Here is a 23,707-nt window from a genome sequence, read left to right as displayed (position 1 = left end):
GGGCAGCATTTTTTGCAAAAGCCTGTATCAGGCACGGTCTTTTTTTCAAAAAACAGCGCCCAGGCAAGAGGCTGGCTGCGCGCCCTTTGGCGTTCAGTCCTGTATTGCGGCGACCGGACGCGTGCTGGCCAGGGCGGGCAGCTCAAGCAGGTTGATCGCAGCGCCCTCGGCCTGCATGGCACGCGCCATGTCGCGTATGCTGTCGTGATGGGTGAACAGCAGCACCTGCGTGGTGCGGGCGAACTGGGCCAGCACGTTCAGCGTGCTGTGGCTTCGGGCATCATCAAACTGCACCAGCAGGTCATCGGCGATAAATGGCAGCGGCTCGGTAGCGCGGCAATAGGTCTCCACGCTGGCCAGGCGGAAGGCAAGGAAAAGCTGGTCGCGCGTGCCCGCACTCATCTCGCTCACCCCCACCGTGCTGCCATCGGGGCGCACGCCGCGCACCACGGGGTCGTTACTGGCATCAAGTTCCGTCTGTATGCCGCCAAAGGCGCCATCGGTCGCCTGCGCCATGAATATGCCCGCCTGCCGCACCAGCGGGTCCTGCACCTGCGCGCGCACCCGGTCCATGGCGGCGGCAATCAGGTTACGCGCCAGGGTCAGCTCGGCATATTCCTCCACAACACGGTGCAGGCTGGTTATGGCCGCTTCGCGCCGGGCGGCGGCCTGCGGGGCCTCGGTATTATGCTCAAAGGCGGCAAGGGCGCTTTCGGCATGCTGCTCCGTGCGCACGGCATTGTCACGGGCGGCGGCCAGCTCCTCCTGGCGGGCCTGCAATGCTGCGATTTCCGCCTGAAGTTCCGGCCCGTCGCGCCCGTCAAGGGCTGCATGAAGCTGCGTGGGAGACTGGCCATCGGTCATGCAGGACAGGGTATGCAGCGCCTGCGCGTGGGCCTCCGCCACGCTGTCGCGCTGTTCCAGCCGGGTGGCAAGCTGACGCAGCGCATCCGTGCCCTGCGCGTGGGTGCGGGCCTGAAGCGCCTCGATTACGGTAGTGGCGGCCTGCACGCCCGCTTCGCCCTGCGCCACCATATGGTTGGCCTTGTCCAGTTCGGGTTGCAGGGCTTCGCGCTGGTGGCGGGCCTTCTCGGCCTCGCGCCAGTGCTGTTCCAGCTCGTGGGCGGCCAGTACCGCGTCAGGAGGCAGGCTGAGGGCGAGATGGGGGCGCAGCGCATCCAGCCCGTGCGCCAGTTCGGCTTCATGTGCTGCGGCCTGCGCCGCGGCTTCATCAAGCTCAGCCAGTTGGGTAATGGCGGCAGGTGCCGCCGCCCATTCATCGGCCAGGTCGCGGCCCGTCATGGGCAGGGCATCGGCGTTCAGGCCAATGGCCTGCATGGCGGGTGCCCAGCGGGCGGCCCATTGCTGCCGTTCGGCCTCAAGCGCTTTGGCCTGCTGGCCAAGCTGGGCGCGCTGGGGCAGCAGGTCATCATGTTCACGCTGCAGGCGGTCATATTCCTCATGTGCGCTGGCATGCTGGCGCAAGGCGCGGGTCACGCCCTCCACGCAGGCGGCGGGCGGCAGGCCAGCGTCCACGCCCAACGTGCAGGCCAGATGCGCAAGCCCATCACGCTGCACGGCCAGCCTGATGTGCTCGTGTTCAAGGGCCGCGTGCTCGGTGGCGGCCTGTTCGGCCTCGGCCAGCACGTCAACGCGCTGCTGCACGAAAGCCCCGAGTGCCGCGGGCGTGGCCGCATGGGCCGCGATGGCGGGAAAAGGCGCGATGAATTCCTGCCAGTGCCGGGCAATCTGCCGGGCCGTATCATGCAGGTTGCGCTCATGGCAGGCAATTTTGTCGGTGCACTGGGCCATGTCGTGGCGCAGCGCCTCGATGCGGGCAAGGCGGTCGGCCTGCGCCAGCAACTGGCGTGACAGGCTGTCCGCCTGCGTGATGGCGTTCTCCAGCATCGTGGCATTGTGCTGGCGCGTGGCGGGCGGGGTGGTGGCGTCCGCGCTCACATAGGCATCGCGGATGGCGTGCCAGGCGCTATCGCGCCTTACGCACGCGGCGTGCAGCATTTCGGGCGTAATGGTATTGCCCGCATGCTCGAGCCGCTCAAGGGCGGGACGCAGGCTGGCCAGCCGTTCACGCTCCGTGGCAAGGGCCTGGGTAATACGCTCATTGTGGATGTGCAGCCGCTGCTGGCCCTCGGCCGCCACGCGCACGGCCTGCGCATCGGGGCACGGCAGAGCCTGCAGGGCCGCGACCGAGGCCACACCCAGCGCCCTGAGCCGCGCCTCCAGTTTTTCCTGAAGGGCGGCAAGGCCATCCCTGCGCAAATCAAGGCGCCTGATCTCGGCAGGCAGGGCGGCAAAGGCGGTGGCATCCGCATCCACGGGCCGGTCGTGCCCCTGTGCGCGCAGGGTGTCGAGGCGCGCCGCCTTGCGGGCAAGGGCAAGGTCGGTCTGGGCCATCTGCTGCTCCAGCGCCGTGGCCGCGTTGCGCCACTGCATCTGGGCATCGGCCATCTGGCGTATTTCTTCCAGCACCACGCGCTCGGGCATGAACTGGCGCAGATCGGCATCCGGCCCCTTGTTAAGCCACTGGCGCAGGCTGGCAAGGCTGGCATTGATCTGCTGGCGTTTGGCATCGCGTTCGGGCCGGGCCGCGCGCGCGCGGCGGACCGCCTGCCCCAGCGCCATGACCTGTGCCACGCGCGCGCCCTGTGCCATGAGCCGGGCCTGCGCGGGGGGCACGTCTGTCTGGCGTTGCAGGCGCTGCGCCTGCACGCGGGCCGTGGCAAGGCTGGCCTGGGCGGCAGCACCGGCCTCAAGGGCTGCGGTAATCTCGGCCCCCATGCCGGTGGGCAGCGCGGCGAGGTCGGCCAGGGTTGCACGTTCGGCCTCCAGCCGGGTCAGGGCGTGGAGCTGGGGCAAGGCTTTTGCCAGTTGTTCGAGCCGTGCATGCAGGCGGCGCAGTTCAGCCTGTTCACGGTCGAAATCGGCCCTGTTCTGGCGGGCCTCGTCACGCTGCTGGCAATGGCTGGTATAGGCCTCATGCGTAAGCGAAGCTTCCCTGAGGCTGTCCTGTGCCGCGCGGAAGGCATCGGATGCCTTGTAGAAGGCCCGCTCCGCCGCGCGACGGGGCGCAAACAGGGCCGCGCGCCGTTCATCAATCTCGGCCAGCCGTGTCATGAGGGCACGCAGGCCCCCGCCGGCCTCCACGATCAGCCGCCCGATATCGCCATTGGCCCTGAGCAGGGCCGCGCCCCCGCTGCGCAGCGTTTCGTCATTAAGGCCGAACAGGGCGGTAAAGCGCTCGCGCGTCATGCCGCCAAGGACCGGGGCCAGCACGTCATCGCTGACCGGCTGGCCATCAAGGCCGGCCAGCGTGCGGGTGCGGCCCTTGCGGCGGCGCAGGTCGAGCGTGGTACCGTTGGCCAGCATGAGGCTGGCCTCCAGCCGGATCTGGTCATTGCCGAACACCGCGCCCGCATCGGACTGGTTGGGAATGCCAAACAGGAAATCGGTCATGGCGGAAAGCATGGTGCTTTTGCCCGCCTCGTTCGGGCCATGGATGACATGCAGGCCGGGAACCGTGCCAAAATCCAGTTCCAGGTCCGCAATGGCGCCATAGCGGATGATGCGCAGGTTACGAATGTGCATCGCGGCTTTCTTCGGGGTTTTCCACCAGTGACAAGGCGAGGTCCACCGCGCGGGCGGGTATGTCGGCTGCAAGCCCCGCACGCAGGGCATCGGTGCGGGTATGGGCGGGCATGCGGTCGATCACGGCGGCGAGGATGACATCGAGCTCCGCGCGCAGGGCCTCGGGTGTTGCGCTGGCGCGGATATCGGCGGCAATACGCCCGCCGGTGGACGTATCGGCCATGGCCGCGCGCGTGGGCGCGTGGGTCTGGACCTTGAGGCGCTCGAGCCATATCTCATCGGCAATGCTGGCCAGCACGGTCTCGACTTCAAGCGTCAGCTCACGGGCGTTGCGGATCAGCTCCGCATGCAGCGCTGTCGCGCCAAAAAGTTCCAGCCGCAGGGCGATGGGGCGGCCATCCGCCTCGTGCACCACGCCCCCGACCGCGTGGCGGATCAGGCCGGTCATCTCGCCGCGCGTGGTGGCGGCGGACAGGTCAACCCGCACGCTGGCCCAGCGCACCACGTCGAGCACCTGATGGGCCACATCCACCACGACCCCCGCGCGCACGCTCACCAGCGAGGCCCCCTTCGGCCCGGCCTCGCGCGCGTGGCGGCCCTGCAGGTTGCCCGCATAGACCACATAGGGGTCGCGATGCAGGATCTCGCGGGTGTGCACATGGCCCAGCGCCCAGTACTGGTAGCCATGGTTGACCAGTTGCTCGACCGTGCAGGGCGCGTAAGGCTCATGCCCCTCGCGCCCCTGGCAGGCGGTGTGCAGGATGCCGATATTGAACAGGCCGGGCACGGGGGGCGGGTAGTGCCGGGCAATGTTGTCGGTCACGTCGCGGCGGCCGAAGCTGCGGCCATGCACGGCCACGCCAAGGTCATCCATCACCTGTGTTTCGGCCTTGCGGGTATCGAACAGGTGCACGTTGTTGGTTACATGCAGGTGGCGGACAAAGCGGTTCTCGGCATCATGGTTGCCCAGAATCATGAACACGTGGATGCCCGCCCGCTTGAGCCGCGCCATGCCGTTGACGAAGAACAGCCCGCACTGCGCATCACGCAGGTCGCCATCAAACACGTCGCCCGCCAGCACCACGAAACGGCATTTACTGCTGATGGCAAGGTCGATCATGTCCGTAAAGGCGCGGCGCGAGGCATCGCCTATAAGGCGGGCATAGTCATCCGACCGCGCGCCCAGGCCTCGCAGCGGGCTGTCAAGATGCAGGTCGGCGGCATGAAGAAAGCGGAATTCGTTCATGCCGCCATCGTACTCCATTGAAAGCGGATGTAAATGTAATCAGGCATCGGGATCGGTAATGTCGGTGCAGACATATTTCATCTCGAGGTATTCATCCATGCCATAGCGCGACCCCTCGCGCCCCATGCCCGACTGCTTGATGCCGCCAAAGGGAGCCACCTCGTTGGAGATCAGGCCGGTATTATGGCCCACCATGCCGTATTCCAGCGCTTCGGCCACGCGGCAGGCGCGGGCGTGGTCGCGGGTGAAAAAGTAGGCGGCAAGGCCATATTCCGTGTCATTGGCCATGGCGATGGCTTCCGCCTCGGTGTGAAAACGCATGAGCGGGGCCACGGGGCCAAAGGTTTCCTCATGGGCAATGCGCATGGCGGGTGTGACGTCACGCAGCACGGTGGGGCGGTAGAACAGCGCGCCCGCCCTGTCACGCGTGCCGCCGCACAGCACGCCAGCCCCCTTTGTCACGGCATCACGCACATGGGCCTCCACCTTGTCGCGCGCGGCCGCGCTGACCAGCGGGCCGATGGCGGAATCAGGTTCATGGCCCGGCCCCACATGCAGCCTGCCCACCACCCTGGCGAAGCGGGTGGCGAAGTCATCATAGATGCTGTCATGCACCAGAAAGCGGTTGGCGCACACGCAGGTCTGGCCGGCGTTGCGGAATTTGGCGGTGACGGCGCTTTTGATGGCCTGTTCGATATGCGCATCCTCAAACACGATGAAGGGCGCATTGCCACCGAGCTCAAGCGACAGGCGCTTGAGCGTGGGGGCTGACTGCGCCATGAGAATGCGCCCGACCGGCGTCGAGCCGGTAAAGGACAGCTTGCGGATGGCGGGGCTTGCGCACAGCGCCTTGCCCAGCCGCACGCCATCACCGGGCAGGACCTGCACCAGCCCTGCCGGCACGCCGGCCTGATGGGCGAGTTCGGCCAGCGCCAGGGCGGTGAGCGGGGTCAGTTCCGATGGCTTGATGATCATGGCGCACCCCGCCGCAAGGGCGGGAGCGGCCTTGCGGGTGATCATGGCGGCGGGGAAATTCCACGGCGTGATGGCGGCACACACCCCCACGGGCTGGCGGATCACGCTCAGCCGGGTGGCCGGGTTGGTGGGAGGGATCACATCGCCGTAGCCGCGCATGGCCTCGGCCGCGTACCACAGCAGGAAGCTTGCGGCATAGCGGATCTCGCCCGCGGCTTCCGCGCGCGGCTTGCCCTGCTCGGTCACGATCAGCGTGGCGAGGTCATCAAGGTTATCCATGACCAGGTCGTGCCACCGCGCAAGGATCACCTGCCGCTGGGCGCCGGTGCGGTTGCGCCATTGCGCCTGCGCCGCCACGGCCGCCTCGATGGCGCGCGCCACATCCGCCGCCCCGCATTCCGCCACCTCGGCCACCTCGGCACCGGTGGCCGGGTTGTGCACTGCCCGGCGCGCGCCCTTCAGTGCCGGGGTCCATTCGCCATGGATGAAAGCCTCCTTGCGAAAAAGCGATGTATTGCCGAGATGCACGGTCATGTCAGGCTCCGATCAGGCAGGCGCGGTGGCAGGTTGGATAATGCTCATGCCTTCATCAATGATCGCATCCGATGCCGTCAATGCCGCATGGGGCCACAACCCGGCGCCGGTCGTGGGGGCACCCCCGTTTCGCCCGCAAGGGCGCGGATCGTGGCGGTTGTGCTGCCATGGCAGGCGTGCCATGCGCTTGAAGAATATCCTTGTCTTCCTGCCCCCCGCATGCGTGGGCCATGCCTGAAAACCACCCCGCCTGCGCGCCGGGCGTGGGGAGCATGGGCGCAGGCCAGTGGTGCGCCGCGACATTGTCAGATAAGTATGAGATCGTTTCTGACCAGGATGGATGTGGCGTGTTTCTGCGGCAGTTGACCTATCTCATAGCGCTTGATCGCTACCGGCATTTTTCCCGCGCGGCAGAAAGCTGCGGCGTATCGCAGCCCGCGCTCTCCTCGGCCATACGCCAGCTTGAGACCGAGCTGGGCATTACCATCATCCGCCGCACCCGCCGCTTCAATGGCCTGACCGATGAGGGGCAGCGCGTGCTCGACTGGGCACGCCAGACGCTGGCCGCCCTTGATGGCCTGCGGCAGGAAGCCGCCTTCGCGCAGGCGGTGGCGGGCGGGTCGCTGTCCATTGGCGTGATGCCGCCCGCACTCCAAGCATCGCCCATGCTATTGGAAAATTTTCGCACCGCCATACCCGGCCTGCACCTGCAGGTGCGCCTTGGTTCATGCGCTGATACCATCCACCGCCTGCGCCAGCAGCAGCTTGACCTCGGGCTGGTCTATCTTGACCAGATCCCCCCCGATGGCCCTTTTGAGGCTCTGCCGCTCTATACCGAACAGCATGTGCTGGTGGCGGCCGAGCCGTTCGTGCTGCCCGCGGGCCGACGCGAGTGGCACACGCTGGCCGACCTGCCGCTCTGCCTGCTCAGCACGGAAATGCGCACCCGCCAGATCGTGGATGCGGCCTTTCGCGCGGCGGAGGTGACGCCCCTCATCGTCATGGAAACCAATTCGCTCGAAGTGCTGTATGCCGAGCTGCTGGCCGGGCGCCTTGCCAGCATCTTGCCCGTTGCGGCCCTGCCCACCCATACGGGGCATGGCCGGCTGCAGGTGCGCCCGCTGGGACCATGCGCCGCACCCGAAGTGGGGCTGGCACGGCTGACGCAATCCCTGCCCACCGCATTGAGCGTGCGGGTATGGGAAATCGCGGCGGGCCTGGACATCCGCGACATCTTCGCCCTTGGGTAAGGTGGCGGGCAGGTAACAGCAATAAAGGCCCCGCCTAGCGCCCCCACCCCTGACCGAACTGCTGCATCTGCTGCTGCTGTTGCATTTGCATCTGCTGGCGCTGCTGGCCGAGCTGTTCTTCCTGCTGGCGGAACTGCTGGTCCATCTGCCGTGACTGCTGTTCGCGCTGCTGGCGGATCTGCTCGCGCTGGCGCTCGATCTGTTCGCGGCCGCCGGGCTGGTTGCCCATCTGCCTGGCCGGCTGGTCAAGCTGCATGTCCTGCTGACGGAACTGCTGGTCCATCTGCTGGCGCTGCTGGTCACGCTGCATGTGCATCTGCTCGCGCTGCTGGTCGAGCTGCATCTGCTGCTGGCGGAACTGCTGGTCCATCTGCTGGCGCTGCTGGTCGCGCTGCATGCGCATCTGCGCGTCCTGCTGCTCGCGTTGCATGCGCTGCTGCATGTCGGGCTGGGCATGCGCCATGCCTGCGCCCATCAGGCAGCCCGCAAACGCAAATGCTGCAAGGCGATGGGGATACCGGGCGGAAAGACGGGCCATGGTTGTTTCCTTCTGTTACAAACCCCTTCCTTCCTACAGGATCAGGGCCGGTAATCCAGCCCGATATCCATGACGCGCACGGTATGCGTAAGCCAGCCCAGCGAGATCAGGTCCACCCCGGCCTGTGCCACGGCGGTGACCGTATCGGGCGTAATGCCGCCCGAGGCCTCGGTTATGGCGCGGCCATCCACCAGTTTCACGGCTTCGCGCAGCATGTCGGGCGGCATGTTGTCGAGCAGGAACACATCCACGCCGCCGGTTTCCAGCCCCTCGCGCAGTTGTTCCAGCGTGTCCACCTCAAGCTCGATGCGCACCAGATGGCCCGCCGCCGCCCGCGCGCGTTCGACCGCGGGCCTGACGCCACCGGCAAAGGCGAGGTGGTTGTCCTTGATCAGGATCGCATCATCAAGGCCGAAACGGTGGTTGCTGCCGCCGCCGGCCCGCACGGCGTATTTCTGGATGGCGCGCAGGCCGGGCATGGTCTTGCGCGTGCAGGTGATGCGGGCGCGGTAAGGCCGCACAAGCTCAGCCACCGCAGCCGTGGCCGTGGCAATGCCGCTGAGATGCGAGAGGAAGTTCAGCCCCACCCGCTCGCCCGACAGGATGCCGCGCGCCGGACCTTCCACCGTGGCCAGCACGTCGCCCGGCCCGACCCTGCCGCCATCGCGCAGCTTTGGGGTAAACGTGATGCGCCGGTCCATCAGGGCAAAGGACAGGCGCGCCATGTCCAGCCCCGCGATCACGCCGTCCTGCCGCGCCACGAAGGCGGCGCGGACGGTGGTGTCGCCCTCCCCGATCACGGCATCGGTGGTGAGATCGCCCGCGCGGCCCAGATCCTCGAGCAGGCCCGCGCGCACGAGGGGCTCGAGCATGATGTCGGGCAAGGGGTGGAGCATGGGGGTGTTTCTTTCCTTCATTGGGGGGTGGGCACGGGCGCATCGACCTGCGCGCCCAGGCGGGCAAGGTCTGCCAGTGCCAGGCGCGAGGCATGGGGCGTGGATGCCGCGTGCGGATAATCGCTGCGGAAATGCCCGCCCCGGCTTTCGGTGCGCAGCAGGGCGGCGTGCATGATGGCGGCACAGACCAGCCGGGCATCGCTTTCAGGCTGGGCGAGCACCTGCCGCAGCCCGGCCTCAAGCTCCGCCCCGCTGCGGATGACACCGGCATAACGGCTCATGAGCCGCCGCAGGCCAACCGGGGGCGGTGCCCATCGTGGCCCCGTGGCAGGCTTGCTGGCCACAGGCCGAACCGGGCGGTCATGACCATCAAGCGCCTGCCCGATCCATCTGCCGAACGATACGGCTTCAAGCAGGGAATTGCTGGCCAGCCGGTTGGCCCCGTGCAGCCCGGTGCAGGCGACCTCACCCGCGGCCCACAGGCCCGGCACGCCGGTGCGCCCTGCATGGTCGACCACCACGCCACCCATATGGTAATGGGCGGCAGGCCTTACGGGGATGGGCTGCGTGAGCGGATCAATGCCATGCGCCGCGCATAGCGCGGAAATGGCGGGAAAATGCTGCGTAAAGGCAGCGCCAATGGCCGTGCGGGCATCAAGATAGACCGTGTGGCCTGCCATCATGTGCCGCCACACCGCGCGCGATACGGTATCACGCGTGGCGAGTTCCTCGGTAAAGCGGGCGCCGGTTTCATCAATCAGGGTCGCCCCCTCGCCCCGCACCGCCTCGCTGACAAGACACAAGCGCTGGCCATCCGCCCCGGCGGAAAGGGCGGTGGGGTGAAACTGCACGAACTCCATGTTGCCCAGCACGGCACCCGCGCGCGCGGCAATGGCCAGCCCGCTGCCCGTGGCCCCCGCCGGGTTGGTGGTATCGGCAAACAGGCCGCCCACGCCCCCCGTAGCCAGCACGATGGCGGTGGCGGGCATGGTCACTTCCGTGCCTGCAATGACCGCCCGCAACCCTGCCACCGCGCCATCATGCAGCACCAGGTCACGCGCATGGGCGCGCTCGATGACCGTAATGCGCGGGGTGCGCTGCACGCGGGCGATGAGCGCGCGCATGATGGCCGCCCCCGTCGCATCCTCGCCCGCATGCACGATGCGGCGGCGCGCATGGGCGGCCTCCAGCCCGCGCTGCAGGCTGCCATCGGGGTTGCGGTCCCATGCCACGCCCAGGTCAGCAAGACGCCCGACTACGGCGGGGCCATCATCGGTGACCCGCCTGACGGTGTCGGGGTCGCACAGCCCCGCGCCCGCCGCCAGCGTGTCGGCCGCGTGCAGGGCGGGCGTATCATCCGCGCCAACGGCAGCCGCCAGACCACCCTGCGCCAGCCAGCTTGCGGCATGGGGCGGGCGTATTTCATCCAGCCGGCCCGCGCATAGCAGCACGCACGGCCGCGTGGTGGAGAGCGCGGTCATGACCCCCGCCAGCCCCGCCCCCACGATGAGCGGCTGCCCCACGAGCGGGCGCAGCGGCGGGAGGGCGGTCATATCGCCAGCATGCGCTCGACGGCACGGCGGCCACGGCTGGCCATTTCCGGGTCGAGCGTGACCTCATGCGTCATGTTTTCCAGCGACTGGCGGATATTGGCCAGCGTGATGCGCTTCATGTGCGGGCACATGTTGCACGGGCGGATGAACTCGGTCTGCGGGTAGCGTACCGCCAGGTTGTCGCTCATGGAGCACTCGGTCACGAGCAGGATGCGGCCACCCTTATGGTCGCGCACGTAATCATCCATCATGGCGGTGGAGCCGCTGAAATCCGATACCGCCACGACCTCGGGCGGGCATTCGGGGTGGGCAAGCACCACGAGGCCGGGATGGTCGGCGCGCATGCGCTCGATCTCGCCCGGCGTAAAGCGCTCATGCACCTCGCAGTGGCCGGCCCAGGTGATCATCTTGATGCCGGTCTCGGCCTCGATGTTGCGGGCAAGGTATTCATCGGGGATCATGATGACCCGGTCCGTGCCCAGGCTTTCCACCACGCGCTTCGCATTGCCCGAGGTGCAGCAGATATCGCTCTCGGCCTTCACCTCGGCTGAGGTGTTCACATAGGTCACCACCGGCACGCCGGGGTAGCGCTGGCGCAGCAGGCGCACATCCGCCCCCGTGATGGAATCGGCCAGCGAGCAGCCTGCCCTGAGGTCGGGGATCAGCACGGTGCTGTGCGGGTTGAGCATCTTGGCGGTCTCGGCCATGAAGTGCACGCCCGCCATCACGATCACGTCGGCATCCGTATTCTGCGCCTCACGCGCCAGGGCAAGGCTGTCGCCGCGGATGTCGGACACGCAATGGAAGATTTCCGGCGTCTGGTAGTTATGCGCCAGAATGACGGCGTTGCGCTCGCGCTTGAGGGTCTCGATCGCGCGGATGTCCTCGACAAAGGTCTCCCATTCCATTTCGGGGACCAGATGACGCACCCGGTCATACAGCCCGTCCGTTTTGCCACGTGGCGCAATCTGGTTCATGCCTGTTCTCCCTTCCCATTCCCGCATGCCATTTATGCTCATATTGAGTATAAGTCGGGCCGCAGGGACCGGCCCCACACTTCCAGAGCGAAACAGCCCGCTTGTCAATCAGGATTTTCGTGAGGTGCGGGCCGACCGCTCAGGGCTGCACCAGCGGAATCTTGGTGCCAACGAACTGCCGCGCCTGCCGCACCTCGCCACAGAAGCGGAACAGGCGGGCCGGGCGGCCGCCGGTACGTTCCTCGATTTCGCCAGTTTCTTCAACCAGTTGCTGCTGCATGATCAGGCGACGGAAATTCTGCTTGTGCACATGCACGCCCGAGAGGCTTTCCATCACGCGCTGGAGCTGGAGCAGGGTGAAGGCCTCGGGCATCAGTTCAAACACGACCGGGCGATAACGTATTCTTGCACGCAGCCGCGCCATGGCTGTTGCCAGAATACGACGGTGGTCATGGTGCATGGACTGCCCCGGCACGGCGCGATCGGGCGGGCAGCCTGCCTCGGCCACCAGCCCTGCCTCATACAGCAGCTCGTAGCGCTGGAGCACCAGCTCGTCATTCCAGGCCACCATGTCGCCAATGGCGAACAGGCTGACACAGCGCTGCCACTGCCGCACGCGCTCGGCGGGGTGGCCCATGCCCGCCACCCAGTGGCACAGCAGGCGCTCGATCAGGGCCAGGCTGGCACGGCCCTCATCGCTCTTGCAGTTCTCCCACGGGAAGTAGTCATACCAGTCGCGCCACCCCGTCTCGCCCGCGTGGCTGCGCGTGAGGGCGAGGTAGGAAATGGCGATCATCCGCCCCTGCGTGGTGGCAAGGATGCGGTCGTGGTCGGCAAAGGTGTAGAGCTGCTCGACATGCCCGATGGGGTGGCCGGTCTGGCGCTCCACCCACGCCCTGACGCCTGCCTGCAACGAGCGATGCGTGCTTTCCAGCGGGCCGGAAGGCAGCTGCCGCCCATGGTCGATGGTCATGACCTGGGGAACATCCCCCCGCACGGCCGTCAGGACAGCGATCAGCTCGATCATCATATGGGTTGTCATGGCGGGCAGGAACCTATCACGCTCCGGCCCGGTTTGGGGAGGGATTTTCCTGGCCTCACCGCGCGGGCGGGCAGATGGCGATGCGGATTGGCTGGCCGCTGATGTCCGCGCGGATGGCGGTATGGCCATGCGCGTCGCCATCGCTCTGCACGGGCAGGCCGGTGGGAGCGGGAATGGCGACGGTGCTGGCCCGCAGTATCGTCACATCCTTCTGGCGTGGCAGCGTGCCACGCAGCAGGGCCAGCCCGTAGCGCAGGGTTGCCCATGGCCCGGCATTGCCAAACAGCACGACGGAGAACGCCTTCTCCGCCTGCATGGAAGCGGGTGCGAGCACATGCGGGCCTGCGTACAGCGCCCCTTTCGAGATGATGACGGACGAGGCTTCATGCGCCACGCCATCCACCTCCACGCGCAGAACGGGGTAGCGGTAGCTCCACAGCGCCCGCAGCACGGACACCACATAGGCCGCGCGCCCCACCGCCTTCTTCAGGCGTGGCGAGACGGTGTGAACCACATGGGCGTCAAACCCCACCCCCGCCATCTGCACGAAAAGCGACCTGCCCTGCGCCGTATGCAGCACGCCCGGCCACACGGTGGCGCAGCTGCCCGCGATGATGCTGCGCGCAAGCAGGCCTTCATCAAACGGCAGGCCGAGTTCGCGCGCCAGCACGTTGGCCGTGCCCACAGGCAGCACCGCCAGCACCACGTCGGAGCCGGCAAGCCCGCGCGCCACTTCGGCCACGGTGCCATCGCCGCCGGTGGCCACGACATGGCTGCACCCGCCCTGGCGCACCGCATTACGCGCCAGCGCGGTGGCATGCCCCCGTGCGCGCGTCTGGACAACCTGCACCGCAACACCCGCGCGGCGCAGGACCCCGGCCAGGCGGGTGGCATGGCCCGAGCGCCGCCGCCCTGCGGTGGGGTTGACGATAATGGTAACGGATCGCGACGCATCCATGGCCATGGTGTCTAGAACACCATGCGCGAAATGACTACCGGGCCATCCAGCGGGCATGCCGCTGGGCAGGACAGTGCAATACCTTGACCTTCTGCTGAAAAACCAGCGTGTTATGACACCATGCCCCGGCCCTGCTCCCCTTTACAGACAGCATGGCTTCCTGTCCTAATGGTGTGGATGAAAGTGAAACGATTACAGCGCCACAGGCCATGCCACGCCTGCCGGACCCTGACTTCGGCCGCCCCGGTTCCGGCGGATTTCTGCCCCCGGGCCTGCTGCCTGTTACCCGCCGCGCACGGGCACGATGGCAGGCACCATGACTGAAAATATGCCTCCCTGCCCTGCCCGGCCTGCCTCCGTGCTCAGGCAGCGCCACATCATCATGATTGCGCTGGGCGGCGCCATCGGGGCCGGGCTGTTCGTGGGCAGCAGTGCTGCCATTGCGGCGGTGGGGCCTGCGGTGCTGCTCGGCTTTGTCGCGGTGGGCATGCTGGTCATGCTCGTCATGCGCATGCTGGGGGAAATGGTGATTGCGTGCCCCGGCAAGGGCTCGTTCGTGGAATATATCCGCACGGCACATGGCAATGGGGCCGCGTTTACCACCGGGTGGCTGTACTGGTTCTTCTGGCTGGTGGCGCTGGGCAGCGAGGCGATTGCAGGCGCGATATTGTTGCATGACTGGATCAGGCTGCCGGTCTGGGTGCTGGCCACGGCGCTGATCGTGGCGCTTAACCTGGTCAACCGCATGGCGGTGCATGTTTTTGGCGAATGCGAGTTCTGGCTCTCGCTCATCAAGGTGGCCAGCATCGTGGCCTTTGTGGTGGCGGGCGGGCTGTACGTGGCGCATGTGTTTGGCCCCGGCGTGCCGGTCATGCACAATGTAACGGGTCATGGCGGGATTTTTCCCCATGGCGGGATGGGGGTGCTGTCCATCATCCCCACCCTTCTGTTCACCATGATCGGTTCAGAAATCGCGACCGTGGCCGCCGGTGAATCCGCCGAACCGGCCAAGAACGTGGCGCATGTCACCCGCAGCCTCGGCACGCGCATCATGCTGTTCTACAGCCTGTCCATCGCACTGATCCTGATGATCGTGCCATGGTGGACCATCGAGCCCGGCCATTCGCCCTTTGTCGCCGCCATGCAGGTCATGGGCATTCCGGGGGCGGCGGCATGCATGCGGGTGGTGGTGCTGACGGCGGTGCTGTCGTGCATGAACTCCAGCCTCTACATCACCTCGCGCATTCTGGCCGAACTGGCGCGCCATGGCGATGCGCCCGCCCTGCTGCAACGCCGCAACCGCCAGAACACGCCGGTCAATGCCATCATGGCCAATTCACTGGCCGGCGGCGTGGTGGCGTTTTCCTCCATCGTGGCGCCTGACACGGTGTTCTCCTTCCTGCTCAGTTGCAGCGGGGGCGTGATCCTGCTGGTCTATTCGCTTATCGTCACGGCCTATGTGGTCACCCGCCGCGCGGCCACGCCCGCCATGCGGCAGGCGTGTTTCCGGCTACCGTTCTTTCCCCTCGTCAACATGGCAACGCTGGGGGGCGTGCTGGTCATTTTCTCGGCGATGCTACTGACCCCCTCACAGCGCATGACCGCACTGGCCAGCCTGGGCACGACAGTGTTCTTCGTGCTGATCCATGCCCTGCGCCGCAAAAGGCAGGCGTGATTTCATGACGTGGCCGGCCGGGCCTGTGGCAGGATCTCGAACAGTGTCTCCTTCGGGCGGCACGGGCGCGCCTGCGTGTCGGTCATGACCACGGGGCGGTTGAGCAGGACGGGATGGGCGGCGATGGCATCAAGGATCTGCCCATCGCTCAGCGCGGGATTATCAAGCCCGAGTTCGGCATAGGGCGTGCCGCGCTCGCGCAGCAGGTCGCGCACCGGCACGACCAGCCTGCTGGCCAGCGCATCGAGTTCGGCCCGCGTGGGCGGTGTCTTGAGGTATTCCACCACCACGGGCTCGATCCCGGCGGCCCGGATCAGGGCCAGCACGTTGCGTGACGTGCCACAGGCACGGTTATGGTACAGGGTTACGGTCATGGCATGCCCCACATGGCGCGAGAGGAACAGTAAGCTGGGCCTGAGCCCGGCCATGGTGGTCCACCATTTCCGCACGGACGTAAAGGGCCTGTTGCTCAGAAGGGAATTTCGTCCGCGCAAATCTCCGTTTTCGGTGCAATGCGGTAGGCATCGATAAAATGCGCATCACGCGGAAAGTGGAACTGCCGCAGCGGGGGCGGCGGCGCGGTTTCTTCTTCCGGCACGTCAACGGGCAGGATCAGGCCTGCTTTCAGGTTCTCCCGTGCCATATCGATCACGGACGGAATTTGCATGCCGTTTACGATATTGGCCGTTGCAATGACATGCGGGCCCTTGAGCACGTAAGTATTATACTGCCTGTCAAAACACACGCCCAAACCGGCATCCAGGCCGCGCACGGCCTCGCAGGTGCCCGCGCGGATATGCGCCATCTCGCGCGAAAAGCCCGCCCATGCCGCCCCGATGGCCTGCATGTAGGCAATATGGTGGGCGATCAGGGTCCGCGCCGGGGCGATATCTGCCCGCACCTCGATGCCGAGAGATGGAAAGACGATGCACTCCTCTTTTTCAAACGCGATCAGGCTGGCACCACGCAGGGCCAGCTTCTGGCCTTTATACAGCAGCAGGTCAAAATCCTCAGCTGCACCAGGCGGATAGACCTGATCGACAAACGCGCTGGTATCGGAAAAATCGTTGCCCGAGACCATTTCCAGCAGGAAATGCTCCCAGTCATCGCGCCGGTAAAAGATATTCCCTGTCAGGTCGTACGTCATGCTTCCTGATCCTGATGCAACACGGGGCCTGCCTGTCACGCATCCTTACACCCTTGGGGCGCATGGTGCATTCAGGGTGTAGTTCGACTATATACCATGCTTCCGTGTATCCGCATGCGTGCATGTGGCCGTTTCCAGCGCAGGGTTGCCAGTGTGACAGATCCATCCCTTTCTTCCGCCCCTTCTCCGCTACAGGCGGAACTGCCCATCCGCGTCGCGGCGCTTTATCATTTCACCCCGTTTGCGGATGTTGCCGCCGTGCGCGAGCAACTGCTGGCAGCCTGCCATGAGCTGGGCATACGCGGCATATTGCTGGTGGCGCATGAAGGGATCAATGGCACCATTGCCGGAACGGATGCGGCCATTGAAGGCATACTGGCCATCATCCGCGCCCTGCCCGGCTGTGCCGGGCTTGAGGTCAAGTTCTCACGCGCGCCCGCGCTGCCGTTTCACCGCATGAAGGTGCGCATCAAGCGCGAGATCGTGACCATGGGCATTGAAGGCCTCGACCCACGGCGCGACGTGGGCCACTACGTGCCGCCCGAGGACTGGAACGCCCTGATTTCAGACCCCGACACCATCGTGATCGACACCCGCAATGATTATGAAGTGGCGATTGGCACGTTTCGCGGCGCGATTGATCCGGGCACGAAAACCTTCCGCGAATTTCCGCAATGGTTCCGCGCGCGCCAGGCCGAACTCCTGCAAGAAGGCCGCACGCCCAAGATTGCCATGTTCTGTACCGGCGGCATCCGCTGCGAGAAAGCCACCGCCTTTGTCCGCGCCGAAGGGGTGGAGGATGTGTTTCACCTGCAGGGCGGCATCCTGAAATACCTTGAAACCGTGCCCGAGGCCCAGAGCCTGTGGGAGGGCGAATGCTTTGTGTTTGACCAGCGCGTGAGCGTAGGCCACGGGCTGGCGCCGGGCACGTTTGACATATGCCATGCCTGCCGCACGCCGCTCAGTGCTGCCGACCGCCAGTCGCCTGACTATGAGGAAGGCGTGAGCTGCCCGCATTGCAGCACGGAACGCACCGAAGCCCAGCGCCAGCGCTACGCCGAACGCGAACGCCAGATCCAGCTGGCCGAAAGCCGCGGCGTACACCACATGGGCCTGCCCCTGCCAGTTGGCGCGAAAACGCCGAAAGAAGCCGGTTCAAAATAATGCCTGCCGCAAAAGACAAGGCCAGATAGCCTAAGGGACCGGTGCACAGGGCACAGGGCACAGGGCACACTTTCAAAATATTGTTTGAAAACAGATTATTGATCAAAAACAGGAAAAGCTTTCGGGTGTCGCCTTTTTTCAAGAAGGCGGCACCTTCCGAAGTTTTTTGAAAAAATCTGCACCAGAAATTTTATGATTTCAGGTAGTTATTTGTGCCTGTACTTTAAAATTGCCTTTCGAGCATCAAAAGAACAATACATCCTGATTTTTTTCAGAACAAGCCTGCAGGTAATTTAACACATACAGAAAAACAGAAGAGAGATTATGTTTAACTATTTTGATGATAAATTTAAAAAAGATTCCCATTCCTGCAATAAAGGAAATAATGCTTATCCATACCCTGCCGACATGGCGGAAGGTCTATGCCGCCTGTTTAAAAATTATGGTGGAGACTCGTTTAACGGTGGTTTGTACAGAATTGTAAAACCTGAAGACATCAAGACATAGTCAGAACGTGTTTTCCAGGCATTCCCCGATTACGAAAAAACAATGGTATGCTTTGGCATATGATTGTCTTGGCAGGGTATTTGCAACCAAAAATCCGGAAAAAGGCGATCATATAGTGCTGTTTGAATCAGAAACGGGCGATGTATTCCAGATTGAAGGCGATATTATTCCATTCCACAATGACGAACTGGTCAGGTATGGCGATGCTGCCCTGGCAAAAGGTTTCTTCGCAGAATGGCAGAACGCAACGGGTTTATCATTGAAATACAATAAATGCGTTTCCTATAAAATACCCCCATTCCTGAGCGGAAAGGATGAGATCGATAATTTATACGTAGAAGATATTGATGTTTCCTGGAATATTCTCGGGCAAATGCTAAACAAGATCCGTGGATAAAAAATAGGAACCATTGAACACCCGCACGTAAGTTGCATATTCATGTCCCGCATTGCATGGCGTTCACCGGGCTGGTGTTTTACGGGGTGCCCGATCATCCTGTCATGAGAATGGTTGTGGTAAAGCTTTTTTCACGAAGGCCGCAAGGCGCATCGCTTTAAAAAAACAGACGGTGTGCGAAAACTTTTTTATCCAATAAATTGGTTTCAAACAGCCTTTTATCGGGAGCACAGACTGATTGAACGCTAAGACCGAACCATCACACATCCCTGCCCCCCGGCCCGGAACGCGCCAGCCCTGGTCCACGCGGCTCAGGCGGCGCTTTGGCGTGTATGCCCATGTGCCGCGCATGTTCCGCCAGATCTGGCGGTGCAGCCCGGCGCTTACGGTGGCCAGCATCTGCCTGCGGCTGGTACAGGCCATCCAGCCGCCGCTGGCGCTGTATCTGGGCAAGCTCATTGTCGATGAGGTCATCCGCCTTGGCGGCCATGCCATGCCCACCGGTTCACTGGCCCACTGGGCGCTGCATGGCCCGGCCACGCGGCTGGAACTCTGGATCGCGCTGGAATTCGCGCTCATCATCCTGTCCGACCTGACTTCACGCGCCATCTCGCTGGTCGACGGGCTGCTCAATGAGCGCTACATCAATTCTGTCAGCCTGGCGCTGATGGAACATTCGGCAACGCTCGACCTGCAGCAGTTCGAATCAAGCGCGTTGCAGGACCTGCTTGAGCGCGCGCGCCGCCAGGCCTCGGGGCGCAACAACCTGCTGGTGCAACTGTTCAACATTGCCCAGACCACGGTCACGGCGCTGATGCTGGCGGCGGGTGTCATGGCGTTTGCACCTTGGCTGGTGATGGTCCTGCTCATCGCCCTGCTGCCTGCGGCTGCGGGGGAAGCCCATTTCAACGCCGAGGGCTACCGCCTGATCCGCGCCAAGACCGCCGAGCGGCGCGAGATGGAATATCTGCGCCATGTCGGCTCCAGCGCGGAACACGCCAAGGAGCTCAAGCTGTTTGGCCTTGGCGGCTTTCTGGTCGGACGCTTCAGCGCGGCTGCGGCAACCGTGCTGGAACAGAACCGCAAACTGGCGCTGCGGCGGTTTGCGTGGAGCGGGGCGTTCGCCGCCATCGGCTCGGTGGCGTATTACGGCGTCTATATCGTAATTGTGTGGGATACGGTGCGCGGGCGTTTCTCGGTGGGTGACCTGACCTTTCTGTCAGGCTCGTTCCTGCGGCTGCACGGGCTGCTGTCGAGCCTGCTGCTGGGCGTGACGCAAACCGCCAGCCAGGCGCAGTACCTGGATGATTTCTTCACCTTCCTCGACCTGCGCCCGGCCATTCTCTCCCCACCCGTGACAATACCCTTCCCCTCGCCCATCCGCCACGCCGTGCGCTTTGACAATGTGGGCTTCCGCTATCCCGGCACGGACAGGTGGGCCCTGCGCGGCCTCGACCTGTATATCGGCGCGGGCGAGACGGTGGCGCTGGTGGGTGAGAATGGTGCGGGCAAGACCACCATCGTCAAACTGCTTACCCGGCTTTACGAGCCCGACGAGGGGCGGATCACGGTTGATGGTGTTGACCTGCGCGACATGGACCTTGCCGACCTGCGCGCCCATATCGGCGTGATCTTTCAGGATTTCATCCGCTACAGCCTCACCGCATCGGAAAACATTGCCGTGGGCCGGATCGAAGCGCTTGATGACACCGCGCGCATCACCGCCGCCGCCCATGAGGGGCTGGCCGATGACGTGCTGGCCAAGCTGCCCATGGGCCTTGACCAGCCCTTGGGCAAGCGGGTGGCCAAGGGGCGCGAACTGTCAGGCGGCGAGTGGCAGAAAATTGCCATATCACGCGCCTATATGCGTGATGCCGACCTGCTGATCCTTGATGAACCGACCTCCGCCCTCGATGCCCGGGCCGAGACCGATGTGTTCGAGCGCCTGCGTGCGCTGCGCCAAGGCAAGGCGGCGCTGGTCATTTCGCACCGTTTCTCCACCGTGCGCACGGCGGACCGCATCGTGGTGCTCGAACACGGGCGCGTGCTGGAGGCGGGCACGCATGAACAGCTCCTGGCCCAGGGCGGGCGCTATGCGGAACTGTTTGAATTACAGGCGGCGGGGTACCAGTAGGCCCCCGCCGCCTGCGACCTACTTGGTGGTGTAACCGCCATTGACCAGAATGGTCTGGCCGGTCATCCACCACCCTTCCGATACGATGAAACGGATATAGGGGGCTATATCCTCGATCTCGGTCAGGCCGGTCCGGCTGAAGGGCGAAAGCGCTGCGGCGGACTTGTGGTAGGCCACGGCCTCGGGCGCTTCCTGCCCGTAGAAGAAAGACGTATCCATCGGGCCCGGCCCGATCGCGTTGACCGAAATGCCACGCGCGCCATATTCCTTCGATGCCGCGCGGGTAAAGTGCTCGACCGCCGCTTTCGAACCCGCATAGGTGGAATAGAACGGCGTGTACGCCCCGAGCAGCGAGGTCACGAGGGTGAGCAGCTTGCCGTTATCGTTGAGGTGGATGCCCGCTTCCTTGATGAAGAAATACGCAACCCGCGTGTTGACCGCGAACATGGCATCGAACTCGGCCTCTGCCGTCTCGGCAATCGGCTTCTTGAGCACCTGGCCCACGGTGTTGATGGCAATGTCGGGGCGGCCGATGGCGGCCACCGTATCGGCAAACAGCTTGGCCACCGCGCCGTTTGCGGTCAGGTCGGCCTGAAAGGCCACGGCATGCACGCCAGCAGCCTTCAGCGCGGCCAGTGTTTTCTCGGCCTCGGGTTTCGTGGCGGCGCTGTGGTAGTGAATGGCAATGGCCTTTGCGCCATGGGCCGCAAGGTCATGCGCCACGAGCGCGCCAAGGTTCTTGGCCCCGCCGGTAATGAGAACCGTCTTACCCTTGATCGTGTGATCGACCATATCGAGCCTCCGTTCATGCGTGACAAGCGCGGTTGGCGCTTTTGCTCCCCGCACAGTATCAGCTAGGATCAGGCTATAAAGTTCCCATTCCTGACAACACCTGTCAGGATTGACGAACAAACACCCAATGCATGCCGGGGTTCGCGTGGATCGTATCGACCTATTCCGTATTTTCACCCGCGTGGTGGAGACCAGCAGTTTCACCCGCGCTGCCGATACGCTCAACATGCCGCGCTCCTCGGTCTCGGCCGCCATACAGGAACTCGAGAACCGGCTGGGCACAAGGCTGCTGGCCCGCACAACCCGCTCCGTCACCCCCACGCCTGATGGCACCGCGTTCTATGAGCATTGCGTGCGGCTGGTTACAGATGTGGAGGAAGCCGAAACCCTGTTTCAAAAAGACCGCACCGCGCCGCGTGGCCTGCTGCGGGTGAACCTGCCCGGGCGCATCGGGCGGCTGATCGTGGCCCCTGCCCTACCCGCCTTTTTGCGCGACTACCCCGATATCGACATCGAGCTTGGCGTCAGCGACCGCACCGTGAACCTGATCGAGGATGGCATCGATTGCGTGCTGCGTGTCGGCCCGCTGGCGGATTCAGCGCTGATTGCACGGCAGTTGGGCGAACTGCCGCTGGTCAACGTGGCCAGCCCCGCCTACCTGGCGCGCAGCGGCACGCCCCGCACGCCTGCCGACCTGCCGCAGCACGAGGCCGTGCGCTATGCCTCCCCCGCCACCGGCCGGGTGGAGGCATGGGAATGGATGGCGGGCGACACGATGCACAGTTTGCAGATGCCGGGCCGGGTTACGGTCAACAGCGCCGAAGCCCTCGTGGCCTGCGCCCTGGCCGGGCTGGGGCTGATACAGGTACCCGCCTATGACGTGCGCCACCATGTTGCAGCGGGCGAACTCATTGACGTCATGCCCGACTGGCGGCCCGAACCCATGCCCATGGCACTGCTCTACCCGCATCGCCGCCATCTGTCGCGCCGGGTGCAGGTGTTTGCCGACTGGCTTGCAGCGCTACTTGCGGCGACAATGGAAGGACGCCCCGGCGAGGCGAATTGATAAAGTAAAAGTTTTTGGGCGCCGCCTTTTTTCAAAAAGGCGTCGTTCTTTTAAAGCTCTCCTAAAAAAGCTTCACCAGAAACTTCTATGGCCTGCCCCCGAAACGCAGCCACAGCCAGCCCGACAGCGCAGCAATAAGGGAGCCTGCGAATATGCCCAGCTTCGCCGCCCCCACCAGGGCGGGGTCCGTAAAGGCAAGGCTGGCAATGAACAGGCTGATGGTAAAGCCAATGCCACACAAGAGCGAAAGCCCGAACAGCATGTGCAGCGAGCTCGCCTCCGGCAGGCTTGCCAAACCCACCCTGCCCGCCAGCATGCTCGCGCCAAAAACGCCCAGGGGCTTGCCCACCACCAGCCCCAGCATGACCCCAAGCGGCACGGGCGCCAGCAGCATGCCCATATGCGCCCCCGCAAGCGACACGCCTGCATTGAGGAAACCAAACAGCGGCAACACCCCCCATGTCACAACCGTGTTGAGCCCCGGTCGCGCCAGCGGGGCGGGCAGGCACGCCCCGATCGCCACGCCCGCCAGCGTTGGCTGCACGCCCGCGCGCACGCACAAGCCCCACAACAGCACGCCGCCCAACCCGTAAACGCACGGATTGACCACCCCGCCACGCCGGGCCGCAACCAGCCCCGCCAGCACCATGCACGCGCAGCCCAAGGCAGGCCAGCAGGGCGCGGAGCCGTAAAAGATCGCAATGACCCCGATGCCCAGCAGGTCATCAAAAACCGCCAGCGCCATGAGCCACACCCGTGCCGCCGGGGCCACGCGGGCGCCAAGCAGCAGGATGATGGGCAGGGTAAAGGCGGCATCGGTTGCAATCGGTATGGCCCATCCCCGCGCCGCCTCCACCGCGCCACGGGTTGTGAACACGTAAATGAGGGCCGGAACCACCATGCCGCCCAGCGCGCCAATCAGCGGCAGGGCGACCTTGCGGGGTGATGAAAGATGGCCATCGCTGATTTCCTGCCTGATTTCGAGGATGATGGTCAGGAAAAACAACGCCATCAGCCCATCGGATACCCAAGCGGTCAAGGTGCGTGGCCCCTGTGCGCCCAGGACAGCAAGGCTGAGCGGCCAGTGCGCCACCGCCCCGTAAGCCCCGGCCCATGGCGAATTGGCCAGCCCGAACCCCAGCACGGAGGCCAGCAGTAACACGCAGGCACCCCCTGCGGGAGAACGCCATAAAGCCTGCAGGCGCCGCGGCAGGAAAGCAGTCGAAATACTCATTCCGCTGTCATTGCAC

Annotated in this window: 21 protein-coding genes; 8 read left to right on the top strand and 13 right to left on the bottom strand. The window is 64.7% G+C overall.

Annotated features, from left to right (window positions below; translation table 11 throughout):
* Positions 1-93: 93 nt before the first annotated feature.
* Genes OQZ28_RS05225 through OQZ28_RS05215 form a run of 3 tightly spaced genes read right to left on the bottom strand, consistent with a single transcriptional unit; the run spans position 94 to position 6,361 of the window.
* Positions 94-3,606 (bottom strand): AAA family ATPase, encoded by a 3,513-nt coding sequence (locus OQZ28_RS05225; RefSeq protein ID WP_458135384.1) that lies wholly within the window; start codon positions 3,604-3,606, stop codon positions 94-96.
* A complete protein-coding gene (locus OQZ28_RS05220) occupies positions 3,593-4,852 on the bottom strand; it encodes a metallophosphoesterase family protein (RefSeq protein ID WP_458135383.1) in 1,260 nt (419 codons plus the stop codon). Before OQZ28_RS05220 ends, OQZ28_RS05225 begins: the two co-directional genes overlap by 14 nt.
* Positions 4,853-4,891: 39 nt before the next feature.
* Positions 4,892-6,361 carry an NAD-dependent succinate-semialdehyde dehydrogenase gene (locus OQZ28_RS05215; protein ID WP_458135382.1) on the bottom strand — a complete coding sequence of 490 codons (1,470 nt, stop codon included), beginning with the start codon at positions 6,359-6,361 and terminating at the stop codon, positions 4,892-4,894.
* Between the two features lie 46 nt (positions 6,362-6,407).
* Between OQZ28_RS05215 and OQZ28_RS05210 the strand changes: the two genes are divergently transcribed.
* On the top strand, positions 6,408-6,599 hold the full coding sequence (locus OQZ28_RS05210; protein ID WP_458135381.1) for a hypothetical protein: 192 nt from the start codon (positions 6,408-6,410) through the stop codon (positions 6,597-6,599).
* 109 nt (positions 6,600-6,708) lie between these two features.
* Positions 6,709-7,611 carry a LysR family transcriptional regulator gene (locus tag OQZ28_RS05205; RefSeq protein WP_165399172.1) on the top strand — a complete coding sequence of 301 codons (903 nt, stop codon included), beginning with the start codon at positions 6,709-6,711 and terminating at the stop codon, positions 7,609-7,611.
* 34 nt (positions 7,612-7,645) lie between these two features.
* Here the strand turns inward: OQZ28_RS05205 and OQZ28_RS05200 are convergent, their stop codons facing one another.
* The 6 genes from OQZ28_RS05200 to OQZ28_RS05175 form a co-directional block, all read right to left on the bottom strand.
* On the bottom strand, positions 7,646-8,149 hold the full coding sequence (locus OQZ28_RS05200; protein ID WP_458135380.1) for a hypothetical protein: 504 nt from the start codon (positions 8,147-8,149) through the stop codon (positions 7,646-7,648).
* Between the two features lie 41 nt (positions 8,150-8,190).
* The gene (gene nadC, locus OQZ28_RS05195) at positions 8,191-9,045 is read right to left on the bottom strand and encodes a carboxylating nicotinate-nucleotide diphosphorylase (protein ID WP_458135379.1); all 855 of its coding nucleotides are present in this window, start codon (positions 9,043-9,045) and stop codon (positions 8,191-8,193) included.
* A 17-nt stretch (positions 9,046-9,062) separates the two neighbouring features.
* Positions 9,063-10,598: an L-aspartate oxidase gene (locus OQZ28_RS05190; protein WP_458135378.1), complete on the bottom strand. Its 1,536-nt coding sequence runs from the start codon at positions 10,596-10,598 to the stop codon at positions 9,063-9,065.
* On the bottom strand, positions 10,595-11,575 hold the full coding sequence (nadA, locus tag OQZ28_RS05185) for a quinolinate synthase NadA (RefSeq protein WP_130731788.1): 981 nt from the start codon (positions 11,573-11,575) through the stop codon (positions 10,595-10,597). The genes OQZ28_RS05190 and nadA overlap by 4 nt, the downstream gene beginning before the upstream one ends.
* A 139-nt stretch (positions 11,576-11,714) precedes the next feature.
* Entirely contained in the window at positions 11,715-12,605 is an 891-nt protein-coding gene (locus OQZ28_RS05180; protein WP_130731816.1) for an NUDIX hydrolase, read from the bottom strand.
* Between the two features lie 67 nt (positions 12,606-12,672).
* A complete protein-coding gene (locus OQZ28_RS05175) occupies positions 12,673-13,575 on the bottom strand; it encodes a diacylglycerol/lipid kinase family protein (protein ID WP_458135377.1) in 903 nt (300 codons plus the stop codon).
* A gap of 316 nt (positions 13,576-13,891) precedes the next feature.
* On the opposite strand from OQZ28_RS05175, the gene OQZ28_RS05170 reads away from it, so the two are divergent.
* Positions 13,892-15,250 (top strand): amino acid permease, encoded by a 1,359-nt coding sequence (locus tag OQZ28_RS05170; protein WP_458135376.1) that lies wholly within the window; start codon positions 13,892-13,894, stop codon positions 15,248-15,250.
* A gap of 2 nt (positions 15,251-15,252) precedes the next feature.
* Here the strand turns inward: OQZ28_RS05170 and arsC are convergent, their stop codons facing one another.
* Complete coding sequence (arsC, locus tag OQZ28_RS05165) at positions 15,253-15,624, bottom strand: arsenate reductase (glutaredoxin) (RefSeq protein ID WP_458135431.1); 372 nt, start codon at positions 15,622-15,624, stop codon at positions 15,253-15,255.
* A gap of 95 nt (positions 15,625-15,719) precedes the next feature.
* On the bottom strand, positions 15,720-16,397 hold the full coding sequence (locus OQZ28_RS05160) for a hypothetical protein (RefSeq protein ID WP_458135375.1): 678 nt from the start codon (positions 16,395-16,397) through the stop codon (positions 15,720-15,722).
* 114 nt (positions 16,398-16,511) lie between these two features.
* Here OQZ28_RS05160 and trhO point away from each other — a divergent pair, with 114 nt between their 5' ends.
* The 4 genes from trhO (at position 16,512) to OQZ28_RS05140 (ending at position 20,599) form a co-directional block, all read left to right on the top strand.
* On the top strand, positions 16,512-17,561 hold the full coding sequence (gene trhO / locus OQZ28_RS05155) for an oxygen-dependent tRNA uridine(34) hydroxylase TrhO (RefSeq protein ID WP_458135374.1): 1,050 nt from the start codon (positions 16,512-16,514) through the stop codon (positions 17,559-17,561).
* A 324-nt stretch (positions 17,562-17,885) separates the two neighbouring features.
* Positions 17,886-18,068, top strand: coding sequence for a hypothetical protein (locus OQZ28_RS05150; protein ID WP_458135373.1), 183 nt, complete (start codon positions 17,886-17,888; stop codon positions 18,066-18,068).
* 7 nt (positions 18,069-18,075) lie between these two features.
* A complete protein-coding gene (locus OQZ28_RS05145) occupies positions 18,076-18,465 on the top strand; it encodes a hypothetical protein (RefSeq protein ID WP_458135372.1) in 390 nt (129 codons plus the stop codon).
* A gap of 238 nt (positions 18,466-18,703) precedes the next feature.
* Complete coding sequence (locus tag OQZ28_RS05140; protein ID WP_458135371.1) at positions 18,704-20,599, top strand: ABC transporter ATP-binding protein; 1,896 nt, start codon at positions 18,704-18,706, stop codon at positions 20,597-20,599.
* An 18-nt stretch (positions 20,600-20,617) separates the two neighbouring features.
* Here the strand turns inward: OQZ28_RS05140 and OQZ28_RS05135 are convergent, their stop codons facing one another.
* The gene (locus OQZ28_RS05135) at positions 20,618-21,391 is read right to left on the bottom strand and encodes an SDR family oxidoreductase (RefSeq protein ID WP_458135370.1); all 774 of its coding nucleotides are present in this window, start codon (positions 21,389-21,391) and stop codon (positions 20,618-20,620) included.
* Positions 21,392-21,536: 145 nt separating this feature from the next.
* Here OQZ28_RS05135 and OQZ28_RS05130 point away from each other — a divergent pair, with 145 nt between their 5' ends.
* Positions 21,537-22,457, top strand: coding sequence for a LysR family transcriptional regulator (locus OQZ28_RS05130; RefSeq protein WP_458135369.1), 921 nt, complete (start codon positions 21,537-21,539; stop codon positions 22,455-22,457).
* An 85-nt stretch (positions 22,458-22,542) separates the two neighbouring features.
* Here the strand turns inward: OQZ28_RS05130 and nhaA are convergent, their stop codons facing one another.
* On the bottom strand, positions 22,543-23,691 hold the full coding sequence (gene nhaA / locus OQZ28_RS05125; RefSeq protein ID WP_458135368.1) for a Na+/H+ antiporter NhaA: 1,149 nt from the start codon (positions 23,689-23,691) through the stop codon (positions 22,543-22,545).
* Positions 23,692-23,707 lie beyond the last annotated feature (16 nt).

The organism is Komagataeibacter sp. NFXK3, assembly GCF_054182245.1.
Note: the sequence above shows the minus strand (reverse complement) of the source record. Positions and strands in the feature narration are given on the sequence as shown.